We start from the raw sequence: 26,585 nt of genomic DNA on the forward strand, positions 1-26,585 counted from the left end.
ATCAGGAGGTACTTATGCCTATCAAAATCAAAAGAGAAGTTCCCGAAATGGAACGAAACAATCGTGTAGCTATGCTAGCACACTTAATAGAAGTGCTTGTTATCAGCCTTCTTGTTTTTATGCAGACAGCAGTTGGTATAACATCATTCGCCTACGCAATTATTATCTTTGCTATCGGAATGGCACCTGTGATTGCTGAATTTATTTTCTGGAACAAGAACCACGAAACTAATGCAATCAAGCACTTAGTAGCTATAGGATATGCTGTTTTCTATACCTGCAACATATTTACAACAACAAGTATTACTATGTATGCCTTTGCACTTCCTATGGTATTTATTGTTTCATTATATAACGAATTCCGTCTTATGTTTCTTGTCAATTTTGGCGTAGTTATTGAAAATATTATCACTATTATTATCGGTGCAAGAACTGGCAGAATGGGCTATCTTGGAACTGATGCCGCCGTTATACAGCTCATAATTGTATTAATAACTGGTATATATGCCTGTATGCTTGCTCTTGCAACTAAAGCTAATGCAGACCAGAAGATTAATAACATTTCTAAATCAAAAGAGCAGAGTGATGAGCTTCTTAGTCAGATATCAGAAATGTCTGCTACAATGCAGAATGGTATTTCTGAAGTATATGCTGATTTAGAAAAGTTACAGGAATCTTCAAAGATCACACAGTCAACTATGTCTGACGTATCCAACGGTGCAACTGATACAGCCAATGCCGTACAGAACCAGCTTACACAGACAGATGCAATTCAGAAAAAAGTTGAACTTGTAGATATGTCCGCTAATGAAATCTCTGCAAGTATGGCAGAAACCCTTGATATCCTTACACAGAGCAGTAAAGATATTGAGCATCTTGTTACTACAGTTGATATATCTGTTAAGAACGGAGAAATGGTTGCTGATAAGCTTACTTACCTTAACAACCATATTTCACAGATGCATTCTATTATTGTTATGATTGAGGAGATTGCTTCCCAGACAGAACTCTTAGCATTAAATGCAAGTATTGAAGCCGCAAGAGCTGGTGAAGCTGGAAAAGGTTTCTCCGTTGTTGCTTCTGAGATTTCCAAAATGGCAACACAGACAGGTGATGCAACTGAGAATATAACAAAGCTTATACATAATATGTCATCAGCTATTGAAGATGTTGTATCAGTTATCTACACTATGATAGACGGAATTAATACTGAAAAGTCTTCTACTGAGAATACAGCCAAAAGCTTTGATAATATTCAGACTAATACATATACTGTCCGTGATAATGTTTCAAGACTTTCATCAAGTATTGATGAACTCAAACAGGCTAACAGCGTAATTGTTGACTCTATACAGACAATATCAGCTGTATCTGAACAGCTCTCTGCACACGCTGCTGAAACCACTAATACAGAAGATGCCAATATGAAGATTCTTGAATCAATCAATACAAGAATGCATAGTCTTATAGACACTATTAAGCACAATAATCAATAATCAACATATTACAAAATACCCTGTTATGTAAGAATAAACTTGTTGGAGTTAATCCTTACATAACAGGGTATTTTATATTATATAATATTCTTTAATTATTCCGTCTGCATTCATTGATTGAAGCTGTCATAAGCTCCCTGCTGTTAATAACTTCTGTCACAGAATACCGGTGTTTCAATATATTTCTTAATATCTGTAACTGCATTTTTACCAAAATGTGCCAATGCCCACATAAGCTTCATAACAACCGCTTCTGTCGTCATATCAGCGGCTATAATAACATTTTCTTTAGCCAGCTTCTTTCCCACCTCATATATATCAAGATCAACACCCTCATAATTGCACTGTGTTGTCACAACAACTGCAACACCAGCCTCTATAAGCTTGTGAATTTCCTCTACAATATTGTTATCTATATTCGGAATTCCACCAATCCCAAAGCTTTCAATAACAACAGCTTTATAGTGTCCCTTAATAAATTCAAATATCTTATTATCTATTCCCGGAAACAGCTTAATAAGCATCACATCTGAACATAACTCCGGCTCTATTCCGCTGTTATCAGACTTATTATAGTCACCCTGCACAGCCTCATTATGTGTTATCCTGCTATGCTTAATATGTGCAACAACTGGATAATTAACACTCTCAAATGCATCATAACTGCGTGTCTTAACCTTTCTTGCATGTGCACCATTAATTATGCACCCATCAAATGCCACATATACACCAGCCCTTCCCTCACACGCATATATTATCGCATCTGATAAATTCTTCTTCGCATCTGTATATTCTGCTTCCATTGGCAGTTGTGATCCAGTTATAACAACAGGCTTATAAAAGTTATTCAGCATATATACAAGTGCAGCAGCGGTATAACTCATTGTATCCGTTCCGTGTGCCACGACAAATCCATCATAATCATCCTTGTATTCTTTTATCGTCTTTGCAATATTCATCATAAGTTCAGGATTCATATTGGTACTATCGATATTCATTATTGAAATTCCTGAAAGCTTACATTTTTCTTTAATATGCGGTATATATGAAAGCAGTTCGTTGACATTAGCTGATGGTGTAAGCCCTTCATCAGAGGACGAACAGGCTATTGTTCCACCAGTAGCTATTAATAATATATTCTTCACGCCAGTTCCCCTTATCTCCTGCCGCCCATTCCGCAGCTTATGCCTGAATTATCATCAGGAATTTCAGAAATGTATCTTGCTGTAAATGCTGCATTGACCTCTGAAATCTCCTTAACTCCGTCAATATAATCACGGAAGAATTCCATAAGATCTATTCCACTGCTCTCACAGCCCTCACTTTCCTCCCACTGCTTAACAAGCTCTATTCTCTCTGATTTAGTTGTATCCTTAATTAATGTACTTTTCATACTACTCCTCTTTCCTGCACATATATTTTATTTATCAGTATGTTCCCCGATGAGCTTTTCCATCCAGACCATATTGTACCATCTTTTAAATTTATATCCGCAGTCATAGAATTCTCCTACAAGCCTGTATCCTTGATGACTATGGAACTCTATGCTGTTTCTGTTAAGGTATTCATCTTCTTTCTTAGGGCAGGCTATACAGGCGTACATATTAAGAAAGCCATCTTTCCTTAACTCATCTTCTAATGTCTTATGAAGTATTCCACCAATGCCCATATGCTTCATATTATTATCAACATATATAGATGTTTCTACACATCTGCTGTATGCTTCTCTTTCGTGGAACATTCCAGCATACGCATAACCAACGATTGTGCCATTATTCAACGCTACAATATATGGATACTTTTCAAGTGTATGTCTGATTCTTTCAATAAATTCTTCCAATGTTGGTACATCATATTCAAATGTTATTGCTGTATTCTCTACATATGGTGCATATATCTCAAGAAGTCTTTTTGCATCTTCAGGCACAGCATAGCGTGTTGTTATCCCATTTGACAATTCACCTTTTGACCGTATATCATCTATCGCTTTATTTAATTCCTGCATATTATCTTACGCCTCTTTTTCATACTTATAAACTTATATAACATTTTATTGTTCTTTTCCTATTATAATCTTTATAAGTTCTTTATCAATCATAAGCGTCTTATTCCAAGGGTTAATTATAATGCCGCTAATCTCATCAACCTGCAAAGCTGAATTCAACAGCTTATCTATATCTGTTAAAAACGTCGATTTAATGTTATCTGCACCTTTTAATTCTTCATCAAAGCTTGTGTAAGCTATCCACCACATCTGTCCGTCTTCTGTCTTTATAACCTTCAAATTAAGCTTACCATCTGGCAATGGCGGCTCTACTGCTATTATCAGCTGACCTTTATCATTCATTCTGTGCCTTACTATAGACAATGCTCTTACAAGATTTTCCTCTGTCGGTTCTTTCTGTATGTTAACAATTGCTTCTTCTATTTTGTCATTACCAATTAATGAAACATCTATCTGCTCTTTATTCCCTGACATGTGCTTTCTCCATTCTGTTTACATTCGTTATTAAAATGCTATATCAACATAACATTTGATTGTGAGCAAGTCAACTTTAATTAAGCAGCCCCGTAAAGTGTGTTTATTTATATATTCTTATCAAGTGCCCTGAACACATCACCCATCGCACAATTAAACTCTATGTCTTTATTCATATCCAGCTTGAAATCCAACGGCTCTTTATTCATTACGACAAGATGCTTTCCAGCAAATTCCCATACAAGTCCTGCCGCTGGATATACCTTTAATGATGTTCCTGCCACTATTAACATATCAGCCTTTCTTATAGCCTCCACCGCACTCTCATATGCACCTGCTGGAAGCTGTTCACCATACAAAGTCACATCTGGTCGTATCATATGGTTACACTCAACACATCTTGGAATTGCTTCCCTGCTCTCAAATATATAATCTGCCGGATACTTTTTACCGCATTTTTCACAATAATTTCTTGTAGTTGCACCGTGAAGTTCAATCACATTAGTGCTTCCAGCCATCTGATGAAGTCCATCAATATTCTGTGTAATAATCTTATCCAGCTTTCCAAGCTTCTCTAATCTGGCAAGCATATAATGCGTTATATTAGGCTTTACATTTCTTGCATCCATTTTCTGTCTGTAAAATTCAAAAAATACCTTAGGCTTATGATGAAGACACTCTTCACTGAGCAGATATTCTGGCTCATACATATCAAATTCAACATCGTGCTGGTTATATAAACCGTCCTTACTACGAAAATCTGGTATTCCAGACTCTGTCGATACCCCAGCACCTCCAAAGAACACTATGCTATTACACTCATTAATAAAATCTGTAAGCTTGTTTATTTTATTATCAAATTCATTATCATAACCCATAATAAACCTCTTTTCCAAACACCTTACTGTATCACAACTCTGTCCTGCACTAACGGATTTTGTCTGCACTTATCTGTTATTATAATCATTCATTCCGCAGTGTACGTATAAGAACGCTTAGCTAATCTAGCTTATAGGACAGTCTTTTATATGACAGTATACCACATTTCCTGTGCTTATCCACTTGATTTTTTTAATTCATTCACAATACACTTGACTTTAAGCTGACTCTAAGTGTTAATATAACAATATAATAATCAGCTCAATAACCGGACAGGAATGGAGGATATTATGACAATCAAAGAAGTAAGCCAGAAATATAATATTTCACAAGATACACTACGATACTACGAACGTGTTGGTCTTATACCAACTGTTGCCCGCACTTCCGGCGGCATAAGAAATTACACAGAAAATGACCTTGGCTGGGTTGAAAATGCCATCTGTATGCGTAATGCTGGAGTTCCTATTGAAGCACTTATTGAATATGTGAAACTCTATCAGGAAGGCGATGAAACATTTGAAGCAAGAAGACAGCTTTTACAGGAACAGCTTGATGCCCTTAAAGAACAGCATGCACAGATTGAAGCAACTATGAAACGTCTGAAATATAAAATTTCAAGATATGAAAATGCCGTAAAAACTGGTGTATTAAGCTGGGATGACTGTCCTGAAGATATAAATATCAAACATAGCTGATATAAGCTTATACAGCATATAATTTAATCAATATTCGGCATATTACACGACAAAAGAGGGTTTCTGACTACAGAACCCTCTTTTTATTTACGGCAGCTAAAGCATTATATTCCAACCAATATAACATTTCATACCAAATGTATTGACAGTATATAATATATTATGATATATAATACTACGACAGACATACTACGACTAACGTAGTATGCCAGTCGTAGTATTTTTTTTGGAGGTTTTATGGCTGGTATAAGTAGTGACATTATCAGAGGTTACAACGACACTATGATACTCTATCTTCTATTAGACAAACCATCATATGGATATGAAATATCTAAGCAGATTAAAGCTCTATCCAATGAAAAGTATATTATGAAAGAAACAACTCTCTACTCTGCATTTACACGAATGGAAAAGAATGGATATATAACTTCATTCCCTGGTGTAGGTGACAATGGTGGAAAGAAAAGAACTTACTACAGCATAACTGATGCCGGAAGAGAGTATTACAAAGCCCGCTGTGAAGAATGGGCACTTACCAAAGAAGTCGTTGAACAATTTATTAAGAAGGAGAATTAACTTATGGAAACAATCAAAAGTTATCTTGAAACTATGTTCGCCAATATGCCGAACACTCCTGAAGTTCTTCGTGCCAAGCAGGAACTATGGGGAATGATGGAAGACAAATACAATGAGCTGATATCAGAAGGTTTAAGTGAGAATGAAGCTGTTGGAACTGTTATATCTGAATTCGGCAATCTTGATGAACTTTCCGAAACACTCGGACTTAACAGACAACAGTACAATACACCTTCTGATAACAGAAGATGTCTTTCGATAGAAGAAATCAAGAAATACATAAGAGCTTACAATGTGAAAAGTATTCTCATTGCAATCGGCGTATTTTTATGTATTATAAGCCCTATATTTCCTATTATTGGGGATATGATTGGATTTACCTTTATTGAAAACATTATGGTCGCTGTTATGTTGGCAGTAATTGCAATTGCAGTCGGATTTTTCGTATTATCAGGTATTATGCTTAAGCAGTTTGATGATATCAAATACAAACAATGCCGCGTTGACTACCAGTCTGCCTCATATATTCAGAATGAATGTGACCATATGCGTACAATTCATTCGCTGTGTCTAAGCATTGGTGTTGCATTATGTGTCATGAGCGTTATACCTCCAATAATAATTGATGCACTTAACTTTGAAATTCTTGACGACCTTGGTGGTGCCGGAGTATTATGTTTTGTCGGCATTGGTGTGTTCTTAATTGTATATCAAGCAAATGCTTCAAAAGCCTATAAAGTGCTTCTATCACTTAACAACCCTGACACAATAGCTGGCAATTATGCCAAACCAGCTAATAAGTCTGTTGAATATATTAATCCTACAGCCACCGCTATTATGTCCGTATACTGGTCAACAGTAAGCTGTATTTACCTTTCTATCAGCTTTTTAACATTCTACTGGCACATAACCTGGGTTATATGGCCTATTGCCGGGGTAATCTATGCTTTATTAAAAAATGTTTTAAGAAAATAATATGAGGGTCTAAGATAGGAGAACACTATGAATAAAAGAATTTATCTTATTATCATATATATAATAACCGCTTTATGTATAATAGCTGGTATATTAGGAAATATATTTAATGCCGCACCATTCAACCGATTAACCGCTTCCTCTTCTGGAAACAATTGCGATTTCTACGAAGAATTAAAAGCATTTTCTAATATTACAATCGATGGCACTGTAGCTCATATCAATATTGTAAAAGACGATACTTACAGCTTCAAATATGAGGGCGGAGAGCGTTTTAAAGCTACTGCTGTTGTTAACGGCAGTACTCTTAATGTGACACAATCTACAGAACATTTCCTTGGTAATATTAAAAATGCAGATTGTACAATAACAATAGGAATACCCGAAAATGCGTCTATAAGCGACCTGCATTTATCTTCTAATGTAGGAAATGTTAAAATCGACTCTATAGATATTGGTTATTTAACAGCTTCATTAAATATGGGTAACTTTAAAGCTTCTAACAGCAATATTGAAAAGATTAACGCAGAGATTAATATGGGTAACTGCAAATTTGATAACTGCACATATAAGTCAGCAATTATTAATGTAGATATGGGTAATTTAACCATCCGTATGCCTGAGAATAAAGATTGTGGTTACGACCTTAGTGTAGATATGGGTAACATCACATTATATAATAATAAATGCTCCAACACATACACTAATAATCTTAGTTCCTCTACTCTGCTAAAAGCCACTGTAAATATGGGAAATATATCAATTAATAATTAGTAATAAAAGCTGCCGTATGAAACATTTTATACAATATATAGAAGCTATTGAACTCTATATACTGTAAAAATATGTCTTCTACGACAGCTTTTTATTAACTTCAATAATTATTGCCTAACAAATTGCCAGACGAATTTACTACAAAATGTCAATTAGAAATTAAGGTCAATCTCAATTCCTTTAATATCTTCATTAACCATATTATTATTCTTCATAAGCTGCTCAACCTGCTGCTGTGCTTCTGATAAATGGTCTACAGCCTGACTATTAATTGAATTATCAAGCTCAAGCTTGTCTGCCTGTTGTTCATTTTCAAGAAGCTCTTTCTCTTCCTGACGTTTCTTCTTGGCTTCATCAATCTGCTCTTGCTTCTTTTCCTTCTCTTCTTCTGCTTTCTTAGCTTCTTCCTGCTGTTCCTTCATATTATCATCTATATTCTGCTTACCTTCATTAACAAGCATACCAAATATATCTTTATCAGCAGCTTCAATAATACTGTCTGCCGCATCTCCTGCTTTTAACATATCCTGAGATTTAAGCTGCTCTAACTTGGCATTATTGATAGACATAGTCTTATTCATTGCTTTAAGATCATTCTGGTCTATCTGAGACCTTATGGCATCTTTAGAACTGTTAATCATAAGGGCTTTCTTCTGATATTCTGTTAATGGCTCATTCTGCAATTCTTTTAATCTGTCAATTTCTTCTTTGCTAAACTTGTCATTAGATACACCATTTCTGTTATCCTGATATTTCTTTAATAATTCAAGATCCTTCTGCTCCTGTGACTCTGAATGTACGCCATATAATTCCTGCAAATCCTTCTGACTTTTATCTATATCTTTCAGCTTTGACTTTAAATCAGCATTAATATTAGCAATATCTGCTTTCTCTGACTCCATATCCTTAATACCCTGTGCTGCTTTATTATCCTTATCCCATGCATCTGAAATAAGCTTCATGGCCTGCTTTCTGGCAACCTTTCTTTTCTGGCTGATATTAAATTCCCTATCCGTCATATCGTTAAGATTACCTGCTGATATAGACTTAATATTCTTCTTAGCACCAGTCTTACTGTTCTTAATGCTAATATCTGAATTATTGACATTAATATTAATACTCAAAGCCATACATAACCCCTTTCTCTAATGAAAGAAATATATTTATCTTTCCATTGTACTTTTGCAATAATATTTTACACAGAATAATCGAACTGCTGACCTACCTTCTTTTCATCATCAGTCTTTACATCATCGTTCATATACTTCTGTGTATATTCCTGTATCTTCTGTAACAATTCTTCCATAGAAGAAGCTGTTATAGTTACTGTATCCTCATCTTCCTCTATTCCACTGTTATCATCTATCCTGCTGTCTTTCTTGTTCTCAAGACGTTCCTGTTCTTCCTTCTTCTTAGCTTTCTTTGCTTCTGCCTTTTTAGCTTCTTTTTTCTGTTCAGCTTTCTTGGCTATCCTTTCTTTCTGTGCTGCCCCTGACTTCTTAAGTACAGCAAAAAATGAAGCTGTTCCACCATCATTTACCTGCATACCGTAACCCTTAACATTAGCTCCAGTTGCGGCAATGCTCTGTCCTAGCTGTGAAAGACCACTTGCGGCATTGGCAATTATTCCTTCATACTGCTTGCGGTAATTCTCATCTTCAGCCATTCGCTCAATTTTATCCTCATCAATAAGAACAACCATATTATTAGCATTGGCATAGTTTGAAGCCTGTGCCTTTGCATATTCTTTCTGGTCCTCACTTACCAGAATAAAATTCATATTAGAATATTTCTTCTTGAGCTGGTCATAATACTTAGATGCCTTCTCACTTAATCTTGGATTGCCAATTGTCTGTCCATTTACAGCAACTTTTCCGTCTGCCTTTGTGTTATTAACTGTCGAAGTATCCTTAATAGATGCTGTGTCGCTTGTCTTCGCAGTATTGCTACCTGCATCACTCTTAGTTTTTACCTTTGAAGTGCCTGTACTGCTGTAAACATAATTCTCTGCTATTGAAGGATAACTTCCATTGTAAATTGTATTACTCATATCCACTCCTCCTTGAATGAAAAATCAATCTGTCAAAATCCGTTCTGACATTATTTACATACAATATATCGGCAAAATACTACAAAGTATAACAGTACTTATAAATATTTATATTATAAAATATTCCATCTTAATTTAAGCTTAATATAATCGCAATTCCTTATAAAAAACGCACCTATCCAGACATTACTGTCTGAATAAATGCGGATTTCACATACTAATATTCTGTTAATTGATTACTTAACACTTATTTTGAATTATTTGATAGCTTTTCCATCAGAAAATGCGTTACCAACCTTTTCACCAAGTACATAATATTCATTATTAAATGGGTCAAATGTAATTGGTGCAACCTTAGCAACATCTACTTTACCATCTGTAAGTGTAGCTTCATCAACGCTTACATTAACTATCTGTCCTACAAGTCTGCATATATTCTCATCATAGCTTTTGACCTTACATTCAACACATACTGCAAGTTCATTGATAACTGGTGCATTGACATTCTCACTCTTAGTTGTTGTAAAACCGGCCTTTGAAAGCTTGTCAGGAACTGTATTAGCTGACACAATACCTACATAATCGCACTCTGCGACATGCTTGGCATCTGCCATACTTACTGTAAAAGCACCTGTCTTTAATAAATTCTTAACTGTCTTATGTCCTGCACTAAGGCAAAGAGATAACTCATCACCTTCGCTTATTCCACCCCATGCTGCGTTCATAGCATCTGCATTACCATTCTCATCATATGTTGCAATAATAAATACAGGCTGTGGATAAGTTAATGGCTTTGCTCCAAAATTCTTTCTTGACATAATATATATTCTCCTTTCGGTTCAATAAATTTATAATATATCTGATAACTGCAAAATAATATTTTACAGATAATCATCTTTGTGTTCTTTTTGAAATAACCGGGCATTCAATATCTGTATCCTCAGGATGAATCTTATCTTTTTCCATAATAAGTTCGCCAATTTCATCTGCCCTTATAATTCCTCTTGATGGGTTCATAACACTATCAATTTTTCCATTAACCTGCACATCTACATTAGAATATTCAAACGCAAGTGTAGTATTAATCAATGTACAATTCTTCATAACAAGATTATCTATATAACACATACCTTGAAGGCTTTCTATTGTACAGTTAATAAGTGTAAGATTTTTAGAATTCCAGCCAAGGTACTCTCCTGATATAAATGAGTCATATACTGTGACATTATTCGTGTTCCAGAACGCATCTTTTGACAGAAGCTTGGCATTATGGATTTCTACATTTTCAGCACCATCAAATGGATAATTACCAGCAAGCTGGAAATCCAATATCTTCATATTATGGCTGTTCATTGCAAAATAATCACCTTTGGCACTGACCTTCTGCATTGTAACATCATCGCAGTTCCACAGTGTCTCAGCCGCATTAGGCATAACCACATTCGACAATGTAATATTCTTACATCTTCTAAAATTCTTAGGAGCTTCAATTAAGGTATCTTTAATCAGCAGATTATCTGTATACCATACTCCAGCCCTTGCCATCTCTGCCCACGAACAGTTATTAGCAACTACATCTTTGCAGTACCATAATGGGTATTTCCATTGGAAGCTGCTGTTATTAAGTTCAATATTGTCCGATTCTTTCAATGGTGATTCGCCCTCGCCAAATATTGTATTATTAATTTTAATATCTTCACTATTAAACAATGAGCGTTCCCCAGTGAAATAACCATTATTTATCTCTTTCATAATTTACTCCAATTCCTATCTTTTTAACTTAAGTTGAATATATATTATATTTTAACACATATATTTACCAACCAGTCTGATATGTTTATTAAATTATAATAAAATTATAAGAATATACCTGTGTAAATCCATTGAACAACTTGGAATCCCATCCTGACTTACTATTCCTCATCATCAGCTATCAGCTCCATTCCAAGCCCATTAACCCAGTTCTTAATTTCTTCATCACCAGCATTATCAGAAAGCTTACCACCAGTAAGCCATACCGTATTATCCATAAGCTCGTCCGCACTTGATACACCATTAATAATATCCTGTGCCACATCATATATTACAACGATTGTCTTACCATCAAGATTAGCTTTGCCGGCAAATTCCTTTATATCATCCGATACTCTGTAATCATCAGATGTCGGATTAACAAATAAAGTATTGTACTGGCTGATATTAATATTGCTAACATCATCTGGCATATCAATAAGGTCAGCATCAACAATTTCAGCAAGCTCGCTCATAACTGTACTTTCCTTGTCCATATTAATCACAGCAATCTTTTTATCTGAACCTTCACCTGCATACTGAAATGTACAATTACTATCTGTGCAATAAGTCTTATATGCCACCTGACTTCCGCCAGCTTTCTGACTGTCATACACAACATTCTGTCCATTATATAATGCTGTCTTTGTACCAGCCAGCAAATGCTGTGGTCCATTATTAAAAAGACTGAATGCCGCAATTACACTCATACAGGTTGTTATAATAAGTAACATTTTTCCACCCGGTTTATTTGCCATTTCTTACTCTCCTTTTAACCCCAATAAATATTAATAACAATTCTGCTTTAACAGAACCTCTGCACCACTCCCAGCTTTCATACAGCTTAAGAATATGTATAGTAATATTATAGCGTTCTCCTGCCTCATTAATTGTCATATTCTTGCCATAACCTCTTAATTTAATTGTAATTATTACTATATCTGCTGCATTACATTTTGTATCCAATTGAATATTAATCCTTGAAGCTCACTCCAAGTCAATACAACATCTGTTACAATTCCATAATTTATTGTTCCTAATTATTTAAAATGTGTTATTATAAAACATATGTGACTATCAATTATAACTGTCCATATTATAAATATATAATTACACAGGAGATTACAATATGCCAGTATTTGATTTTAAGAATGCTTCAAAAGAATCATCTTTTGAATGTACCTATACAACATTTTCATCTGACAATAAGACAGCTTCACCAGAACACCCTATATTCGTTCTTGATAACAGTGAACATAACTGGGCTGCAGAAACTATCGGAATGTTTGCCAATCCATACAAAAAGACTGCATTTGAATTCCAGACAGATGACGGCAATATCTTAAGCAATATTATTAAGGTAGATGCAAGATTTACAAGCCTTATCAAATGGCTTGGTGAGAACCGCATTAAGGTTAAGCTTTCAGGTAAGAATGTAGAAGATGGTTATGCTGTATACAGAATAAGAGAGATTGCTTTTAACAACAGCCAGAAATTATCATCTGAAGACGGATTTTTACAGTATATGATAGAACGTCTTTTAGACAGTAGTATCGTGGCTCAGGATATTCCTGATGACGAATTAGACGAGTCAGGCGACAGTATGAAGCTTACAAGTATTACAAGCATTTCTGATTTCCTTAACTGTGCCGGAATAACTCTTCCTGATAACATAAGATTATGGGCTAGAAGAAATCTTGCAGTTGCTCGTTCAAGCGAGGTAACTCCTGAGGAGAAACGTCACGCACAGAGAGCTCTTTCAATAATGCTTAACATACAGTGGAAAAGCAACTATTTTGAATCAATCGATCCTGTTGAGGCAAGACGTATTCTTGATGAAGAACTCTTTGGTATGGAATCTGTTAAGCAGAGAATTATTGAAACTGTAATTCAGATTAACCGTACACATACACTTCCTTCATATGGAATTCTTCTTGTAGGTCCTGCTGGTACTGGTAAATCGCAGATTGCTTACCTTGTTGCAAAAATCCTTAAAATGCCTTGGACAACTCTTGATATGAGTTCTATCAATGATGCCGAACAGCTTACAGGAAGTTCAAGAATATACTCTAATGCCAAGCCTGGTATTATTATGGAAGCATTTAACAACGCTGGTGAATCTAATCTTGTATTCATAATCAACGAGCTTGATAAGGCAACTTCAAGCAACGGCAATGCGAACCCTGCCGATGTATTACTTACACTGCTTGATAACCTTGGATTTACAGATAATTATATGGAATGTCTTATTCCTACATCTGGTGTATATCCAATTGCAACTGCTAACTACAAGGAACAGATTAGTGCTCCATTGCTTTCAAGATTTGCAGTTATTGATATTCCAGATTACTCCAGAGAAGAAAAGAAGACTATATTTAAGCAGTTCTCTCTTCCTAAGGTATTAAAGAAGATTGGTCTTCACGAGAATGAATGTACTATACTTGATGAAGGACTTGATGTTGTACTTGATATATTCAAAGACACAACAGGTATCCGTGACCTTGAACAGGCTGCTGAACACCTTGCCGCACACGCACTCTATTTAATAGAAGTTGACCACGTTAAAGAGGTTGTATACAACGCAGATATGGTTAAGGAATTATTCTCTACACACCACTAATAAACTGCTGTTATGAAATGCGTGACATAGATATTAACTATGCCACGCATTTTATTATATCAACTATAAATTATAACCAGTAAATCCACTAGTTTATCACTTGTATTTTTTTACTTTTATTTTTTATCACTTATAACTTTTATTATTTTTATTTTTTATCATTTATACTTTGATACATTAGTTGAATCTACCTTTTCAAATGGTACCCATACATATAATCCGTCATCTGATATTCCTTCAATGCCACTCGTACTGCTTCCTGTTCCGAGTGCTATAGCTGCTTCTATAAGCCTCTTTCCCTGTCCGTCAGCAGACTGGTATACTGTAAATGACATTGTTCCTGCTTCTATTGCCTTACAGCCATCGCTTGTCGCATCAATACCAAGAATTAATATATTACTCTTTCCTGCTTTACGACACGCATCTACTATACCAAGTGCCATAGTATCATTGTTACATATAACAACATCACATTTCTGGTTAGTCTTTAAGAATATATTAAACATTTCCTCTGCTTTTGACTGCTCCCAGTCAGCGTGGTCTTCAAATACATAATTAATCTTCTTTCCAGAAGCGTTAAGTATCTCTTTAACAGCTTTAGTTCTTCCCTTAGTTGCTGAATGGCTTGATGGTCCTTTAATTATAGCAACATTAATCTCTGATGATGATTTTAACTTATCAAGCACATATTCTGCCTGAAACTGTCCTGCTGTGTACTCATCTGAGCCAACATACATATACTTGCCAGCTTTAAGTCTTGATTCATCTGGTGATACATTAAAGAATACAATAGGAATATCTCCTGCGAGAGCTTCAAGCTCTAATGAAGTATCCTTATCTACCATATTACAAAGAATTACATCATAATTCTCTGAAACGGCTTTCTTAATATGCTCAACCTGCTTTTCAATTGAATTATTGGCATCTAATATATCAAGCTGTGCATTATTCTCCTGTGCTGTTTCCTTTGCTTTATTAACTAACTGTGTTCTAAATGTATCAGCCTGTGCCAGTGTCATTAACATTTTTACACTGCTCTTACTGCCTGTTGAAGATGTATTAGTACCAGTGCCACAGCCGGCAACACCTAATACAAGCATTACCAGACATATTAATAAACATAACCTTTTCTTCATTCTATAACCTCTTTTCCAGATATTTTATCTTCTCTATATATGAAACTGCTGTACCTGATTAGAAAGTTGTTCTGCCGAAGCTGCTAATTCTTCTGCTGAGGTTTCCACCTGTCCACTATTTTTAGAAATATTATTAGCCTGTCCTAACATTGACTCAGATGTTGCCATAATCTCATCTGAGCTTGCAGCCTGTTCCTCACATATAGCAGCAACATTAGTAGCAACCTCATCAACACGTCCAATCTTCTCAACAACATTTGCCATAAGTTCATTGGTTGCCTTAATATTATTGAATATTGTATTAAATGTATCTACTGCTGTATGAATTAATACTGCACTGTCACCAATCTCTCCAACACTGTCCCCCGCCTGACTTACAGCATCTTCAACAAGCTTGTTAATCTCTGTGATAAGCTGTGTAATGTGTCCTACAGACTCTGTACTGTTCTTTGCAAGTGAACCTATCTCAGAAGCAACAACTGCAAAGCCTCTTCCTGCTTCTCCTGCTCTTGCTGCTTCAATAGATGCATTAAGTGATAAGAGGTTAGTTTCATCAGCTATATCACCTATAAGCTTAATAATATCGACTATTTCCTTAGAAGCCGAGCCAACTTTATTAACAGCTTCCTCAAGACTTCTTATTGATAACTCAATATTGTTAAGTGCTTCGCTGACGTGTTCCATATCCATTCGTCCTTTTTCGGACACTTCAACTGTCTCACGCATTTTAATATCAACTGAGTCGCCATCGTTCTTAGTTTCTGCGGCAACACCTGCAAGCTGTGTAACATTTTCTGCTATCTCATTAACTGACACTGATAACTGGTCAACTGTGTCGTTAAGTTCACGCATCGACTTAGACTGTATATCTGCCGCAGTATTCATCTCGCCTGATACATTCTTGCTTGAGACTGCCTGCTCCTTTAATCGTACTGATACATCTCCAATCTGGGCTATCATCTGGCGCATAGCCTGAATAAACTTCTGTATGCTCTGTCCCATAACCGCAATCTCATCATTGCCCTTAACATTAACTGATACAGTAAAATCACCAGAAGCCATCTGTGTGATAGCTTTAGTCATATTCTTTACTGGCTTAACTACCACATTAGTCATTCTTTCAACAAGAACACAAAGAACCATTATACATATAATTCCTACAATTATCATAATAGTTCTTAAACGTATAAGCTCTGCAAGTACAATATTCTTAGGAATATATGATACTAATACCCAGTCAGTGCCATCGACCTCTTTAAATACCGTCATGTTACCGTCAATAGTTGTAAAATCATAATCATTAGAATTAAATTGGGCTGCTACCTTCTGATAATATTCACTCTGTCCGGAAGCACCAAGCTTCTGTGATATTAATGAAGATTCTCTGTCAGCAAGTATAACTCCTGTATTCTTATCAACAAGAAATGCCTCTGCATTATCCATATCAATGAAAGAATTGACAATTATAGTAATTCGGTCAAGTGTCATATCTGCTGATATTACCCTTATATTATCAGTTCCGTCATTAAGAATACCTGAAGCACTAATTACATTAACCCCCTCAGCGTTCTTATATGCCGAACCAACAGCCATATTAACCCTTGTAAGGCCTTCCTTATACCATATGCTCTGTACAGGATTGCTCTCCTTCTTAGTTGACTTATCCGCCTTTATAAGATTACCATTAGAGTCAGATACATATAAACCATCTGGATAATTATCATTATAGTTATAATATCCATCAAGAATAGCCTTTAGCTGTGTATCATCTGGGTGAAGATTTTCTATTGTGGTCTTTGCCATCTGGAAAGAAGCAAGGTTCTCACTTAACCAGGCTTCTATCTTAGATGACTGGTTACTTACCGATGACTCCAGCAAATTCTGTGAATAATCTTCAATTATGCCCGCTGATGCCTGATAAGCAATAAGCACAAGTACTGCTACGATAGCAATAACGACTGGCATTATGCTTCCCAAAAGCCTGGCTTTGATTGATATTTTCCTTTGTTTCTTCATAGTTGAAAACCCCTTTCTTATGTATTCAATTGTATATAATTTTCACGCAAATACACTATATTTATTATATCACTTTACAATTATTTAACAATCTTTTTATTACAATTCACTATTGCCATTGCACATATAAACATTGGAAATGTTATCACTTCCAAAATGTTACCTGCACCCTGCACAGCATACACTAAAGCCGCCATTCCAAAGCCTGCAATTATATCTGACACACCATGCTTTGCTGAATTGACCAATGTATGAATGAAAATAACTAATAAAATAATTACGCCGACACAACCCATCGTAACAAGCATTTGCAGCCATATGCTGTGTGCGTTATCAACTACATTTCCATATAAAATATCCCAGTGGCTGTCTGAATAATAGCTCAGATTCTTTCTAACCGTTCCCTCACCCAACCCGAATATTTTATATATAAATGGATAATTCTTATAGCCATTGATAAGATTACTCCATATGTAACCTCGTCCTGAACCCCAGTTATCTGTTATATAAAATGCTCCAATTTTATTAATATTATCACTAATCACACGGACTATGGCATATATTCCAAATCCACCTGCCATTACACAATATATTATCTGGACTATGCGGATTTTAATATTGTCAAGCAGCTTCTGCATTCTGTTATCACTAAGTACTATCAATACATATAGAAGCAATAACACTATAATTATGATATTAAATATATTATTAGTTGATATAAGCCCTGACATTATATTGCTGAGCTTCCTTACTCTATCCGGAATAATAAGCTTAATACACCCTGCAACACGTCCTGCAAGCAGAACTGCCGTAAGCGTCACTATGTATTTTTTTATTAAAGCCACCGATTTAATTGAATATGGAAACAGAATAACCAGCGGAATTACAACAGCCACAAGTGCCATATCACTGTCGCATATTATAATTCCAATTATTCCAGATATTACTGCAATATAATAGAATATTTCTTTAGCTGCTGTTTCTGCCTTGTAATATGCAGCAATTGCAATAGACAATGTAAGTCCTGTATACATTCCATATACATTAATATTTCCAAGCGTTGACATATACACTGTCTGCTCTTTTATAGTAAGATTACTGAACAAATGCAATATATCAATATTCATATAATTAAACACAGCAACAATATGTACCATAATCGAAGCCGCCAGAATTAATATTACATCTATCTCTTTAAACTCATAACACTCCGAAACTGTCCAATAAAGCAATGCCACTGCAATAAAAAATATCATACCTATATATCTTGAACCTGCACCATATAAGGCTATATTCTTATACGGAGATACAAGATAAGATATTATTGAACTGGCTATCAATAATACCGAATATATAATATGCTTCCTATTCTTTATATTGTAAATTATCTTTATATTGAAGTTTTTCTTTATATCTAAAGACTTCTTTGCCCCCGGATAATCACCAGATATAATTATTCTGAATACAACCTCATTAATAAGCATTGCAATCCAGCCCACAAGTGCAATAATAACAAAGAATACATATCTTGTCTTCGTAACATTATTAAGCTTATCTGTCATAACAAATGGGAATAACACCATCATAAGTATCACGGTAATCTTTCCTATATAATAACGCACATTTTCATATATATTCTGCTTATTCATCTTACTTCTTCCTTTATCCTGTCATCTTATTATATTTGATTATATTATTCATATCTTAATTATTTTATTTATATCTCGCACCACTATATTAAAAACATATTAACATTATATTAAAATACTAAAAAATAAATATACTTAATATTAACATACATTCAGATATTAGTCATAAATATTATCCATAATTATTTTTAATATTTTCTTTTCAAGGATAAATTGTTATGGTATCATAGAAAAAATTTAATAAAAAGGAGACTCAAATGAACGAAAAGACTCAAAATCAGGAAGCTGTTCGTGATGCCCGCCAGCTCGGTATTCCTAAAATGCTTATACTTGGTATACAGCATATGTTCGCAATGTTTGGGGCAACTATACTTGTTCCAATACTTGTAGCAGGATACTTCCAGAGTGCGTGCAATGAACCTTTAACAAGAGGTCTTACAGTTTCTGTAACTTTATTCTGTGCTGGTATTGGTACACTTATATTCCATGTATGTTCCAAATTTAAAGTACCTGCATTTTTAGGCTCATCATTTGCATTCTTAGGAGGTTTCTACACAGTTGCCAACTTAAATACAGGAATATATACAGATATGAGCGCCAACGATAAAGCCGCTTATGCATGCGGTGGAATAGTTATCGCCGGTTTATTCTATCTTATTGTTGCCCTCATCTTTAAGATTGTTGGTGTCAACAGAGTTATGAGATTTCTTCCACCTGTTGTTACAGGTCCTATCATTATATGTATAGGTTTATCACTTGCTTCATCAGCTATTAACAATGCTTCTACTAACTGGCTTTTAGCCTTTGTTGCATTAGCTGTAATCGTTATATTTAATATATGGGGCAAAGGAATGTTTAAGATTATACCTATCCTTATGGGTGTAGTTATTTCCTATGTATTCGCATTAATACTTAATGCCTTTGGTGTTACTAACCCTGATGGTTCTGCAATACTTAATTTCGCTTCAGTATCATCTGCAAGCTGGGTTGGAATACCTAAGTTCCAGATATGTAAATTCGATATAACTGCTATACTTGTTATGGCTCCTATCGCAATTGCTACTATGATGGAACACGTTGGTGATATGTCAGCTATATCTGCAACTGTTGATGAGAACTTCATCGCAGAGCCAGGTCTTCACCGCACACTTATGGGTGATGGTCTTGCCACAGCATTTGCAGGTTTTCTTGGCGGTCCTGCTAACACAACTTATGGAGAAAATACTGGTGTACTTGAACTTTCAAAGGTTTATGACCCAGCAGTTATAAGAATTGCTGCTGTATTAGCTGTTATACTTTCATTCATCCCTAAGTTCTCAGCTATTATATCAACAATGCCAACTGCTATCATCGGCGGTGTATCATTTATGCTATATGGTATGATATCTGCTATCGGTGTAAGAAATGTTGTTGAAAACAGAGTTGACCTTACTAAGTCACGTAATCTTATAATCGCAGGTGTTATATTCGTATGTGGACTTGGATTTTCTGATGGTCTTACATTCACTATCGGAGAAACACATATCACACTTACAGCACTCGCTATCGCCGCTATTGCTGGTATTATCCTTAATGCAATTCTTCCTGGCAATGACTACAACTTTGGTGTTAATCCAGAAGGTGACCAGAGCCGTGGAGTATATGTAAGCAATACAGACAATAAATAAATATCTATATAATAATTGGCACAGGAAAGCAATGAACCATAAATATACATTTGCTTTTTCTGTGCCATTAATACTACAAGAATTAAAAACAGCCCGCCATAATGTATCTTAATCAGGTTAAGATACATTATGGCAAGCTGTTTTATATTGAATATTATTATTTAGTACCAAATATTCTATCGCCAGCATCTCCAAGACCTGGGCAGATATAAGCCTGCTCATTAAGCTGTCTGTCCAGATGTCCTACATATATCTGTACATCCGGATGTGCCTTGTGAAGCTTCTCTAAACCTTCTGGAGCAGCTATGATACACATAAATTTAATCTTCTTACCACCATGCTTTTTAATCTGGTCGATTGCATCAACAGCAGAACCACCTGTTGCAAGCATTGGATCTGTAACTACAATAAGCCTTTCCTCAATTGGATCTGGAAGCTTGCAGTAATATTCGTGTGGCTCGTGTGTTTCCTCATCTCTGTACATACCAATATGACCAACCTTAGCTGTTGGAACAAGTGCAAGTATACCAGATACCATACCAAGACCAGCTCTTAATATTGGTACAATAGCAAGCTTTCTTCCTGCTATCATTGGTGTCATACAAGTTTCAATTGGTGTCTCAACTTCAATATCTTCAAGTTCAAGGTCACCCATAGCCTCAAACCCTTCAAGCATTGCTATCTCTTCTACAAGCTTTCTGAATTCATTAGTTCCTGTCTTCTTATCGCGAAGTAATGAAATCTTGTGCTGAATAAGAGGGTGTTCAAACACTGTAATATTCTCTTCGTTTCTTAAATCCATATCATTCTCCTTGCCTGTGCGCCGTACGCATTTTGTTTCATTATTTTATATAATACCATATATGCAGTATCAGGGTCAAAAGGTATTTTCCACCTGCCATATTTTTCTTTATTTTTACAGCATATTGTGCTAAACTGTCTTATGTTTGTATTTAAACTATATTATAAATCTATGAGGAAAAAAGTTATGGCTAAAAATACATTTTCTGTAAAGAATGATATGCAGTACCTTTTCAAACCTAAGGTATCACTCTCAAAAATCGAACGTAAAAAGAAACGCCGTGCATGGGCTTTCGCTATTGGCTCTGTGCTGGTTCTTATACAGCTTGTCCTGACAGTGTTATTTTTACTAAAAATGTTTAAACTTGATATTCTTCCGTTTAAATATTTATTTATGATTAATATCATACTTATATTATTAGTACTGTATGATTTTACATCACAATTCACGAAATCACACATACTAGGAAAGCTTATATCGGTTATGCTGTCCTGCCTTATATTATTCACATATCTGTTTGCCGCCAAATTTGACTCCGTACTGGACAAACTTGGTGCTGCCAATGTTGAGATAGACATTGTTGATGTGTGCGTGCTTTCAAATGACAAGGCACAGAACTTAAATGATGCAGCTAATTACAAATTTGCCATTAATTCAACTGCAAGCAATGCCAATATCAATACCTCCATTGAAAGCATTAGTTCAGAAACCGGCAAGACAATCAAGCCAACTGAATATACTAACTGGTCTAATCTTGTTAATGCACTTTATGATAATAAAAATGTTCAGGCTATCGTTATCAATCACTCTATGATGAGTATTATATCTCAGGAATTTCCTGATTTTGAGGATAGCATAAAGATAATTAAGACTTATGAATACAAAGAAAAGGTTGAACTTGATGCCTCTAATGTAAATGTAAAACGTGATCCTTTCATTATATATGTTTCAGGTATATCAAGTGATGACGGCGAAGATACCAAGCTTGCAAGCAAGGCATTAAGTGATGTTAATATTCTTGCAGTTATCAATCCAGAAACCAAGCAGGTATTACTTGTTACTACACCTCGTGATTCCTATATTAAAATCAGTAATTCATCAGGTGTAACCGGTTATGACAAGCTTGCACACGCAGGTTCTTATGGTGTCGATAAATCTATCGAAGCCCTTGAAAATCTGTACGGAATTAATATTGACTATTATGTAAAGATTAATTTTGCTGGTTCACAGGCAGTTATTGATGCCCTCGGTGGTATTACAATTGAATCAGAGATAGAATTTACCAATGGATGGGAAGCTGCTCCTGTTTCTTACCATTTTGTTCAGGGTGCTAATGAATGTGATGGAGAAAAGGCTATTGCTTTCGCAAGAGAACGTAAAGCCTTTGCAGCTGGTGATTTCCAGCGTGGACGTAATCAGACAGCCGTTATTAAAGGTATTATTCAAAAGGCCACATCACCTGCAATACTTACACGCTACTCAGCAGTTATGGATACAGTTAGTGATATGTTCTTAACAAATATACCTTCAAGTGCAATATCTGACCTTGTAAAGTTACAGTTAAGCAACAGCACACCTTGGAATATACAGACATACAGTATATCTGGTAAGACTGATGAATATCGTCATCTTGAGGTATCTAATGTATATGGTGCTTCTATCGTACTTCCATACGAAGAAGATATAAGCACAGCAACCAAGCTTATGAATAAGGTTATCGCTGGTGAAACCTTCGATGTTGACACATACCTTAATTCAGATAACTAATAAGCTTTATTAAATAATATTTAAAATAAACACATATAAATCCCCATTGAAAGCAAACATTTCAATGGGGATTTATATGTTAAATATTAATTTGTCATAGATAATTATATGTCACTACTATAAATATAAAATTATGTCCAGTTATATGTAGTTACATAATAATATCTATATCGCACTACCTGTATCTACTATCTGGTAGGCTTCAATCTTGAACTGGTCTTCTGCACCTATTCCAACAAATCTACAGCCATACATATACTCGTCATTCTCACAAGAATCTCTGTGTAGAATTTCAACTACAACGTAAAGCTTTTCGCCATTAGCAAGAGTTATAACCGTGTCATAAAAAGAATTAACTTTAAAATCATAGCCAGACTTAAATGCTATCCCACCTTTAGATATGTCTACAACGTGAACATCAGCTTTATTTTGAATACGATCTGCGGCATTTACCCCTAGCTGATTAAGTGATACCGTTACATCTATATCTGTTCTCCTTGCTTTTCTCATCTCAGCACCCATATTACATCCATCTCCCATTCAATATAATATAAAATTGTATAATACTTGTATATATTATCACATTATTCGACATATTTCTATTATTTATAATATTTTATTACATTTTTATTAATTTTGTATAAATTAATATTTTATTGTTGTGCTAATTTTACAAGGCGTTTATTCTCGTACATATGCTTATCCGCCCTGTCAAACAATGTTCTAAGCGTACATTCTGTATAATCATCAGAAAATGCCCAGCCATACGCATAACTTATCTTAATATTCTTTCCGTGGTCGTTAAAATCGTCAACCTCTTCCTTTAACTTTTCAAGCAAGCCAATAACATCTTCCTTAGGCATATCCCTGATAACTGCAACAAACTCATCTCCGCCATATCTTCCAACAAATTCCTTTGACGGTATGACATTTCTTAATATATTGGCAAAATTAACAATCAACTGGTCACCAACAGAATGTCCTAATGTGTCATTTGCAATCTTCAGATTATTAAGGTCAAACATTATACAAGCAACATTCCTGTCAAGAAATCTTAAATCGTGGAATACCTCTTCACATCTGCTCTTATTAGGAAGTCCTGTATGAGCATCCAGATATGCTTTCTGTTCAAGCACTTTATTCTTTCTTACAATTATAATTGCCTGTATCATCTGAATAATTATAAGTAAAAGCAGCCCTGCCATATCAATAACTGTAATTGTCTCTATAAAATGGATATTGTCGGCTATATCCTCTGAATATCTTTCTGCCGCAGATACTGTCTGGTCTGCAAGCGAAAAATACATCTCACTCATATCAACAATATCTGAATTATCAACTCCGTTTTCCCTTACATTATTAATCTCATTCTTAAGCTTACCCCAGTAATCAATCTGTATATCAAGCTTCTTCTGGTAGTCTGTATCGCGTAAGCTTACAAGATTATACTCACCATCTTCATACTTCAAATCTGCAAGGACATCATCAAGATATTCTATTAGCTCATCATCGGAATTACCGATAACCTCAAGCTTAACTGCCCTCTGTGTTGCACCTCTCACAAGTCCTGCATAATTAATTACTCTTGCAGTTCCCTGAAGATTTTTAATCTCTACCATCATATTAGCAACCAATACAATAAGTATAATAATCAATGCACTCTGTATCATCATATTTACTGTTCTTATCTTACTGTTTTTCTTAAGATCTTTATTAACCATTATACTACCTTCTTAATCTTTATTAGCTCTCAATTAAATATTATAAGTTCCAAACATAAACTGCATTATACAATATACCTTTATACAAGGCAATAGAAGTTTAAGAAAAAAGTATGAATAATTAGGGACTAAAGTACTATATCTGTACCTTAGTCCCTGTAGTATTTACTATATATTTATATTTCAAATATAGAATAATATTACATTGCTATAATATAATCAATAATATCAGCATTAAACTGCATAACTATAAGCCCCAGTCTGCCCTGCTGTCTTCCTGCTTAGAAGACACCCCCTCTGCAAGTACCTTTAATTCAAAATGTGCATTTTCTGGAATATCACCTGTATATGTTACCTTATTAATCAAACGTGAGGTCATATCCCCCGGTGCAACCGGCACACTATAATAATAATATCTCTCATTATCGTCAGATGAAGAATTATCCATATAGAACCAGCTTCCGGTTAAATCTTCATTATCCTTCATAGCTTTATCAACATCAGCTTTACTCTTTAACTCATTGGCATACGAATAACTGACCTTGCCCCTCATATCAACAGCGGCTATATTTCCTGCAATTCCTGCCTTAATATTTTCCTTACTGTCATCATATACAATCATAGGTACTAACCTTACTCTCACATAAGTATCAGTTGTTGGATACTCATCCGAATCAATATTCTTTACAGCTATTTCCTTGGTTCTCGTAGTATTGTCGTCTCTAATTCTATCATAAACATCATTAATATTATCCGTAAGCTGTTCACCCATATCTTCATATATTATTATATTATCATCATTGAAGTGCTCAACTACACCTATATTAACCGCCGCACCTGCGAACTGGTTAGCCACTGTCACTGTCCTTGTATTAAGCAGGGCATAAGTAGTCCCGGCAGCAGCACCCATAAGTAATACAGTTATCCCAGCCGCCAGTGCAGTCTTTTTTAACTTTCCCATATACTTCTGACTTCCTTCCAGTTATTTTTTTTAATTATTACCTCATATGGACTTTATAAATTTTTAACCTGTAAACCATTCATAATATTACTGTATAACTATCAAGAAGCTTAATAGCTATAAGGCTCTCTCTATCTTAAAATGTATCCAAGATACGGCACATTTAATACCACTTTCCCCACAACCTTATCATAAGCTACACTTCCGCCATCTTCAGTCTCATTCGCATCACCTTTGGTGTGAAAGCTCTCTGTGTCATTATCTTTATCAATAACCCTGTGGGTGACGACTGTATTATCATTAATATAAAATGTAATAACATCACCCACCTCAATATCATCAATTGATGATTTCTCCACATATACAACACTTCCAACGTGATATTCAGGCTCCATACTTCCCGACAGCACCTTATAAGTCTTAAGTCCCATAAGCCTTGGAATATATAGAACTGCCGCTATAACCAACACAATCACCAACAAAATATCAGTGACAATTTTAATAAACCTTTTCATATTCCCCTCTCGT

27 protein-coding genes are annotated in these 26,585 nt (G+C 35.1%); 8 read left to right on the forward strand and 19 right to left on the reverse strand.

Annotated elements, in window-relative coordinates; genetic code table 11:
- The first annotated feature begins 14 nt into the window (after positions 1-14).
- Entirely contained in the window at positions 15-1,496 is a 1,482-nt protein-coding gene (locus BM157_RS00980) for a methyl-accepting chemotaxis protein (RefSeq protein WP_055175666.1), read from the forward strand.
- Positions 1,497-1,639: 143 nt separating this feature from the next.
- Here the strand turns inward: BM157_RS00980 and BM157_RS00985 are convergent, their stop codons facing one another.
- The 5 genes from BM157_RS00985 to BM157_RS01005 form a co-directional block, all read right to left on the reverse strand.
- Positions 1,640-2,641 (reverse strand): asparaginase, encoded by a 1,002-nt coding sequence (locus tag BM157_RS00985; RefSeq protein WP_055306394.1) that lies wholly within the window; start codon positions 2,639-2,641, stop codon positions 1,640-1,642.
- A gap of 11 nt (positions 2,642-2,652) precedes the next feature.
- Positions 2,653-2,889, reverse strand: coding sequence for a hypothetical protein (locus BM157_RS00990; protein ID WP_055175670.1), 237 nt, complete (start codon positions 2,887-2,889; stop codon positions 2,653-2,655).
- A gap of 27 nt (positions 2,890-2,916) precedes the next feature.
- Positions 2,917-3,501, reverse strand: a complete 585-nt coding sequence (locus BM157_RS00995) for a GNAT family N-acetyltransferase (protein WP_082421601.1) — start codon at positions 3,499-3,501, stop codon at positions 2,917-2,919.
- A gap of 45 nt (positions 3,502-3,546) precedes the next feature.
- Entirely contained in the window at positions 3,547-3,975 is a 429-nt protein-coding gene (locus tag BM157_RS01000) for an SseB family protein (protein WP_055175674.1), read from the reverse strand.
- Between the two features lie 107 nt (positions 3,976-4,082).
- The gene (locus tag BM157_RS01005; protein WP_090139581.1) at positions 4,083-4,853 is read right to left on the reverse strand and encodes an NAD-dependent protein deacylase; all 771 of its coding nucleotides are present in this window, start codon (positions 4,851-4,853) and stop codon (positions 4,083-4,085) included.
- A gap of 291 nt (positions 4,854-5,144) precedes the next feature.
- Between BM157_RS01005 and BM157_RS01010 the strand changes: the two genes are divergently transcribed.
- From BM157_RS01010 to BM157_RS01025, 4 genes are all read left to right on the forward strand, one after another.
- On the forward strand, positions 5,145-5,552 hold the full coding sequence (locus BM157_RS01010) for a MerR family transcriptional regulator (RefSeq protein WP_022502985.1): 408 nt from the start codon (positions 5,145-5,147) through the stop codon (positions 5,550-5,552).
- A 237-nt stretch (positions 5,553-5,789) separates the two neighbouring features.
- Positions 5,790-6,128, forward strand: a complete 339-nt coding sequence (locus BM157_RS01015) for a PadR family transcriptional regulator (protein WP_022502986.1) — start codon at positions 5,790-5,792, stop codon at positions 6,126-6,128.
- A 3-nt stretch (positions 6,129-6,131) separates the two neighbouring features.
- Positions 6,132-7,103 carry a permease prefix domain 1-containing protein gene (locus BM157_RS01020; protein ID WP_090139583.1) on the forward strand — a complete coding sequence of 324 codons (972 nt, stop codon included), beginning with the start codon at positions 6,132-6,134 and terminating at the stop codon, positions 7,101-7,103.
- A 27-nt stretch (positions 7,104-7,130) separates the two neighbouring features.
- On the forward strand, positions 7,131-7,877 hold the full coding sequence (locus tag BM157_RS01025; RefSeq protein ID WP_055306391.1) for a DUF4097 family beta strand repeat-containing protein: 747 nt from the start codon (positions 7,131-7,133) through the stop codon (positions 7,875-7,877).
- Positions 7,878-8,029: 152 nt separating this feature from the next.
- On the opposite strand, the gene BM157_RS01030 is transcribed toward BM157_RS01025, so the two are convergent.
- The 6 genes from BM157_RS01030 to BM157_RS01055 form a co-directional block, all read right to left on the reverse strand.
- On the reverse strand, positions 8,030-9,007 hold the full coding sequence (locus BM157_RS01030; RefSeq protein WP_055175688.1) for a hypothetical protein: 978 nt from the start codon (positions 9,005-9,007) through the stop codon (positions 8,030-8,032).
- 65 nt (positions 9,008-9,072) lie between these two features.
- Positions 9,073-9,927 (reverse strand): DUF6033 family protein, encoded by an 855-nt coding sequence (locus BM157_RS01035; RefSeq protein ID WP_022502990.1) that lies wholly within the window; start codon positions 9,925-9,927, stop codon positions 9,073-9,075.
- Between the two features lie 257 nt (positions 9,928-10,184).
- Positions 10,185-10,745, reverse strand: a complete 561-nt coding sequence (locus BM157_RS01040; protein ID WP_055175692.1) for a flavin reductase family protein — start codon at positions 10,743-10,745, stop codon at positions 10,185-10,187.
- 73 nt (positions 10,746-10,818) lie between these two features.
- On the reverse strand, positions 10,819-11,679 hold the full coding sequence (locus BM157_RS01045; protein ID WP_055175695.1) for a DUF3737 family protein: 861 nt from the start codon (positions 11,677-11,679) through the stop codon (positions 10,819-10,821).
- Between the two features lie 161 nt (positions 11,680-11,840).
- Positions 11,841-12,476, reverse strand: a complete 636-nt coding sequence (locus BM157_RS01050; RefSeq protein ID WP_090139585.1) for a hypothetical protein — start codon at positions 12,474-12,476, stop codon at positions 11,841-11,843.
- Positions 12,466-12,684: a hypothetical protein gene (locus BM157_RS01055; protein WP_090139586.1), complete on the reverse strand. Its 219-nt coding sequence runs from the start codon at positions 12,682-12,684 to the stop codon at positions 12,466-12,468. Before BM157_RS01055 ends, BM157_RS01050 begins: the two co-directional genes overlap by 11 nt.
- 163 nt (positions 12,685-12,847) lie before the next feature.
- Between BM157_RS01055 and BM157_RS01060 the strand changes: the two genes are divergently transcribed.
- Complete coding sequence (locus BM157_RS01060; RefSeq protein ID WP_055175703.1) at positions 12,848-14,338, forward strand: AAA family ATPase; 1,491 nt, start codon at positions 12,848-12,850, stop codon at positions 14,336-14,338.
- 158 nt (positions 14,339-14,496) lie between these two features.
- On the opposite strand, the gene BM157_RS01065 is transcribed toward BM157_RS01060, so the two are convergent.
- The 3 genes from BM157_RS01065 to BM157_RS01075 form a co-directional block, all read right to left on the reverse strand.
- The gene (locus tag BM157_RS01065) at positions 14,497-15,474 is read right to left on the reverse strand and encodes a sugar ABC transporter substrate-binding protein (RefSeq protein ID WP_090139587.1); all 978 of its coding nucleotides are present in this window, start codon (positions 15,472-15,474) and stop codon (positions 14,497-14,499) included.
- Positions 15,475-15,507: 33 nt separating this feature from the next.
- Positions 15,508-17,490, reverse strand: coding sequence for a methyl-accepting chemotaxis protein (locus BM157_RS01070; RefSeq protein WP_090139588.1), 1,983 nt, complete (start codon positions 17,488-17,490; stop codon positions 15,508-15,510).
- Positions 17,491-17,570: 80 nt separating this feature from the next.
- Positions 17,571-19,139, reverse strand: a complete 1,569-nt coding sequence (locus BM157_RS01075) for an O-antigen ligase family protein (protein WP_090139590.1) — start codon at positions 19,137-19,139, stop codon at positions 17,571-17,573.
- Between the two features lie 257 nt (positions 19,140-19,396).
- On the opposite strand from BM157_RS01075, the gene BM157_RS01080 reads away from it, so the two are divergent.
- Positions 19,397-20,806 carry a uracil-xanthine permease family protein gene (locus BM157_RS01080; RefSeq protein WP_090139592.1) on the forward strand — a complete coding sequence of 470 codons (1,410 nt, stop codon included), beginning with the start codon at positions 19,397-19,399 and terminating at the stop codon, positions 20,804-20,806.
- A gap of 157 nt (positions 20,807-20,963) precedes the next feature.
- Here BM157_RS01080 and upp read toward each other — a convergent pair whose 3' ends face one another.
- Positions 20,964-21,608, reverse strand: a complete 645-nt coding sequence (gene upp, locus BM157_RS01085; RefSeq protein WP_022502998.1) for a uracil phosphoribosyltransferase — start codon at positions 21,606-21,608, stop codon at positions 20,964-20,966.
- Between the two features lie 186 nt (positions 21,609-21,794).
- On the opposite strand from upp, the gene BM157_RS01090 reads away from it, so the two are divergent.
- On the forward strand, positions 21,795-23,375 hold the full coding sequence (locus tag BM157_RS01090) for an LCP family protein (RefSeq protein ID WP_022502999.1): 1,581 nt from the start codon (positions 21,795-21,797) through the stop codon (positions 23,373-23,375).
- A 165-nt stretch (positions 23,376-23,540) separates the two neighbouring features.
- Here BM157_RS01090 and BM157_RS01095 read toward each other — a convergent pair whose 3' ends face one another.
- The 4 genes from BM157_RS01095 to BM157_RS01110 form a co-directional block, all read right to left on the reverse strand.
- The gene (locus tag BM157_RS01095) at positions 23,541-23,897 is read right to left on the reverse strand and encodes a PilZ domain-containing protein (RefSeq protein ID WP_022503000.1); all 357 of its coding nucleotides are present in this window, start codon (positions 23,895-23,897) and stop codon (positions 23,541-23,543) included.
- Positions 23,898-24,028: 131 nt separating this feature from the next.
- On the reverse strand, positions 24,029-25,096 hold the full coding sequence (locus tag BM157_RS01100; protein ID WP_090139595.1) for a GGDEF domain-containing protein: 1,068 nt from the start codon (positions 25,094-25,096) through the stop codon (positions 24,029-24,031).
- 247 nt (positions 25,097-25,343) lie between these two features.
- Positions 25,344-26,057, reverse strand: a complete 714-nt coding sequence (locus BM157_RS01105) for a hypothetical protein (protein ID WP_022503002.1) — start codon at positions 26,055-26,057, stop codon at positions 25,344-25,346.
- Between the two features lie 131 nt (positions 26,058-26,188).
- Positions 26,189-26,572, reverse strand: coding sequence for a signal peptidase I (locus BM157_RS01110; RefSeq protein WP_022503003.1), 384 nt, complete (start codon positions 26,570-26,572; stop codon positions 26,189-26,191).
- Positions 26,573-26,585 lie beyond the last annotated feature (13 nt).

This window comes from [Lactobacillus] rogosae (genome assembly GCA_900112995.1).
Lineage (GTDB): Bacteria > Bacillota > Clostridia > Lachnospirales > Lachnospiraceae > Lachnospira > Lachnospira rogosae.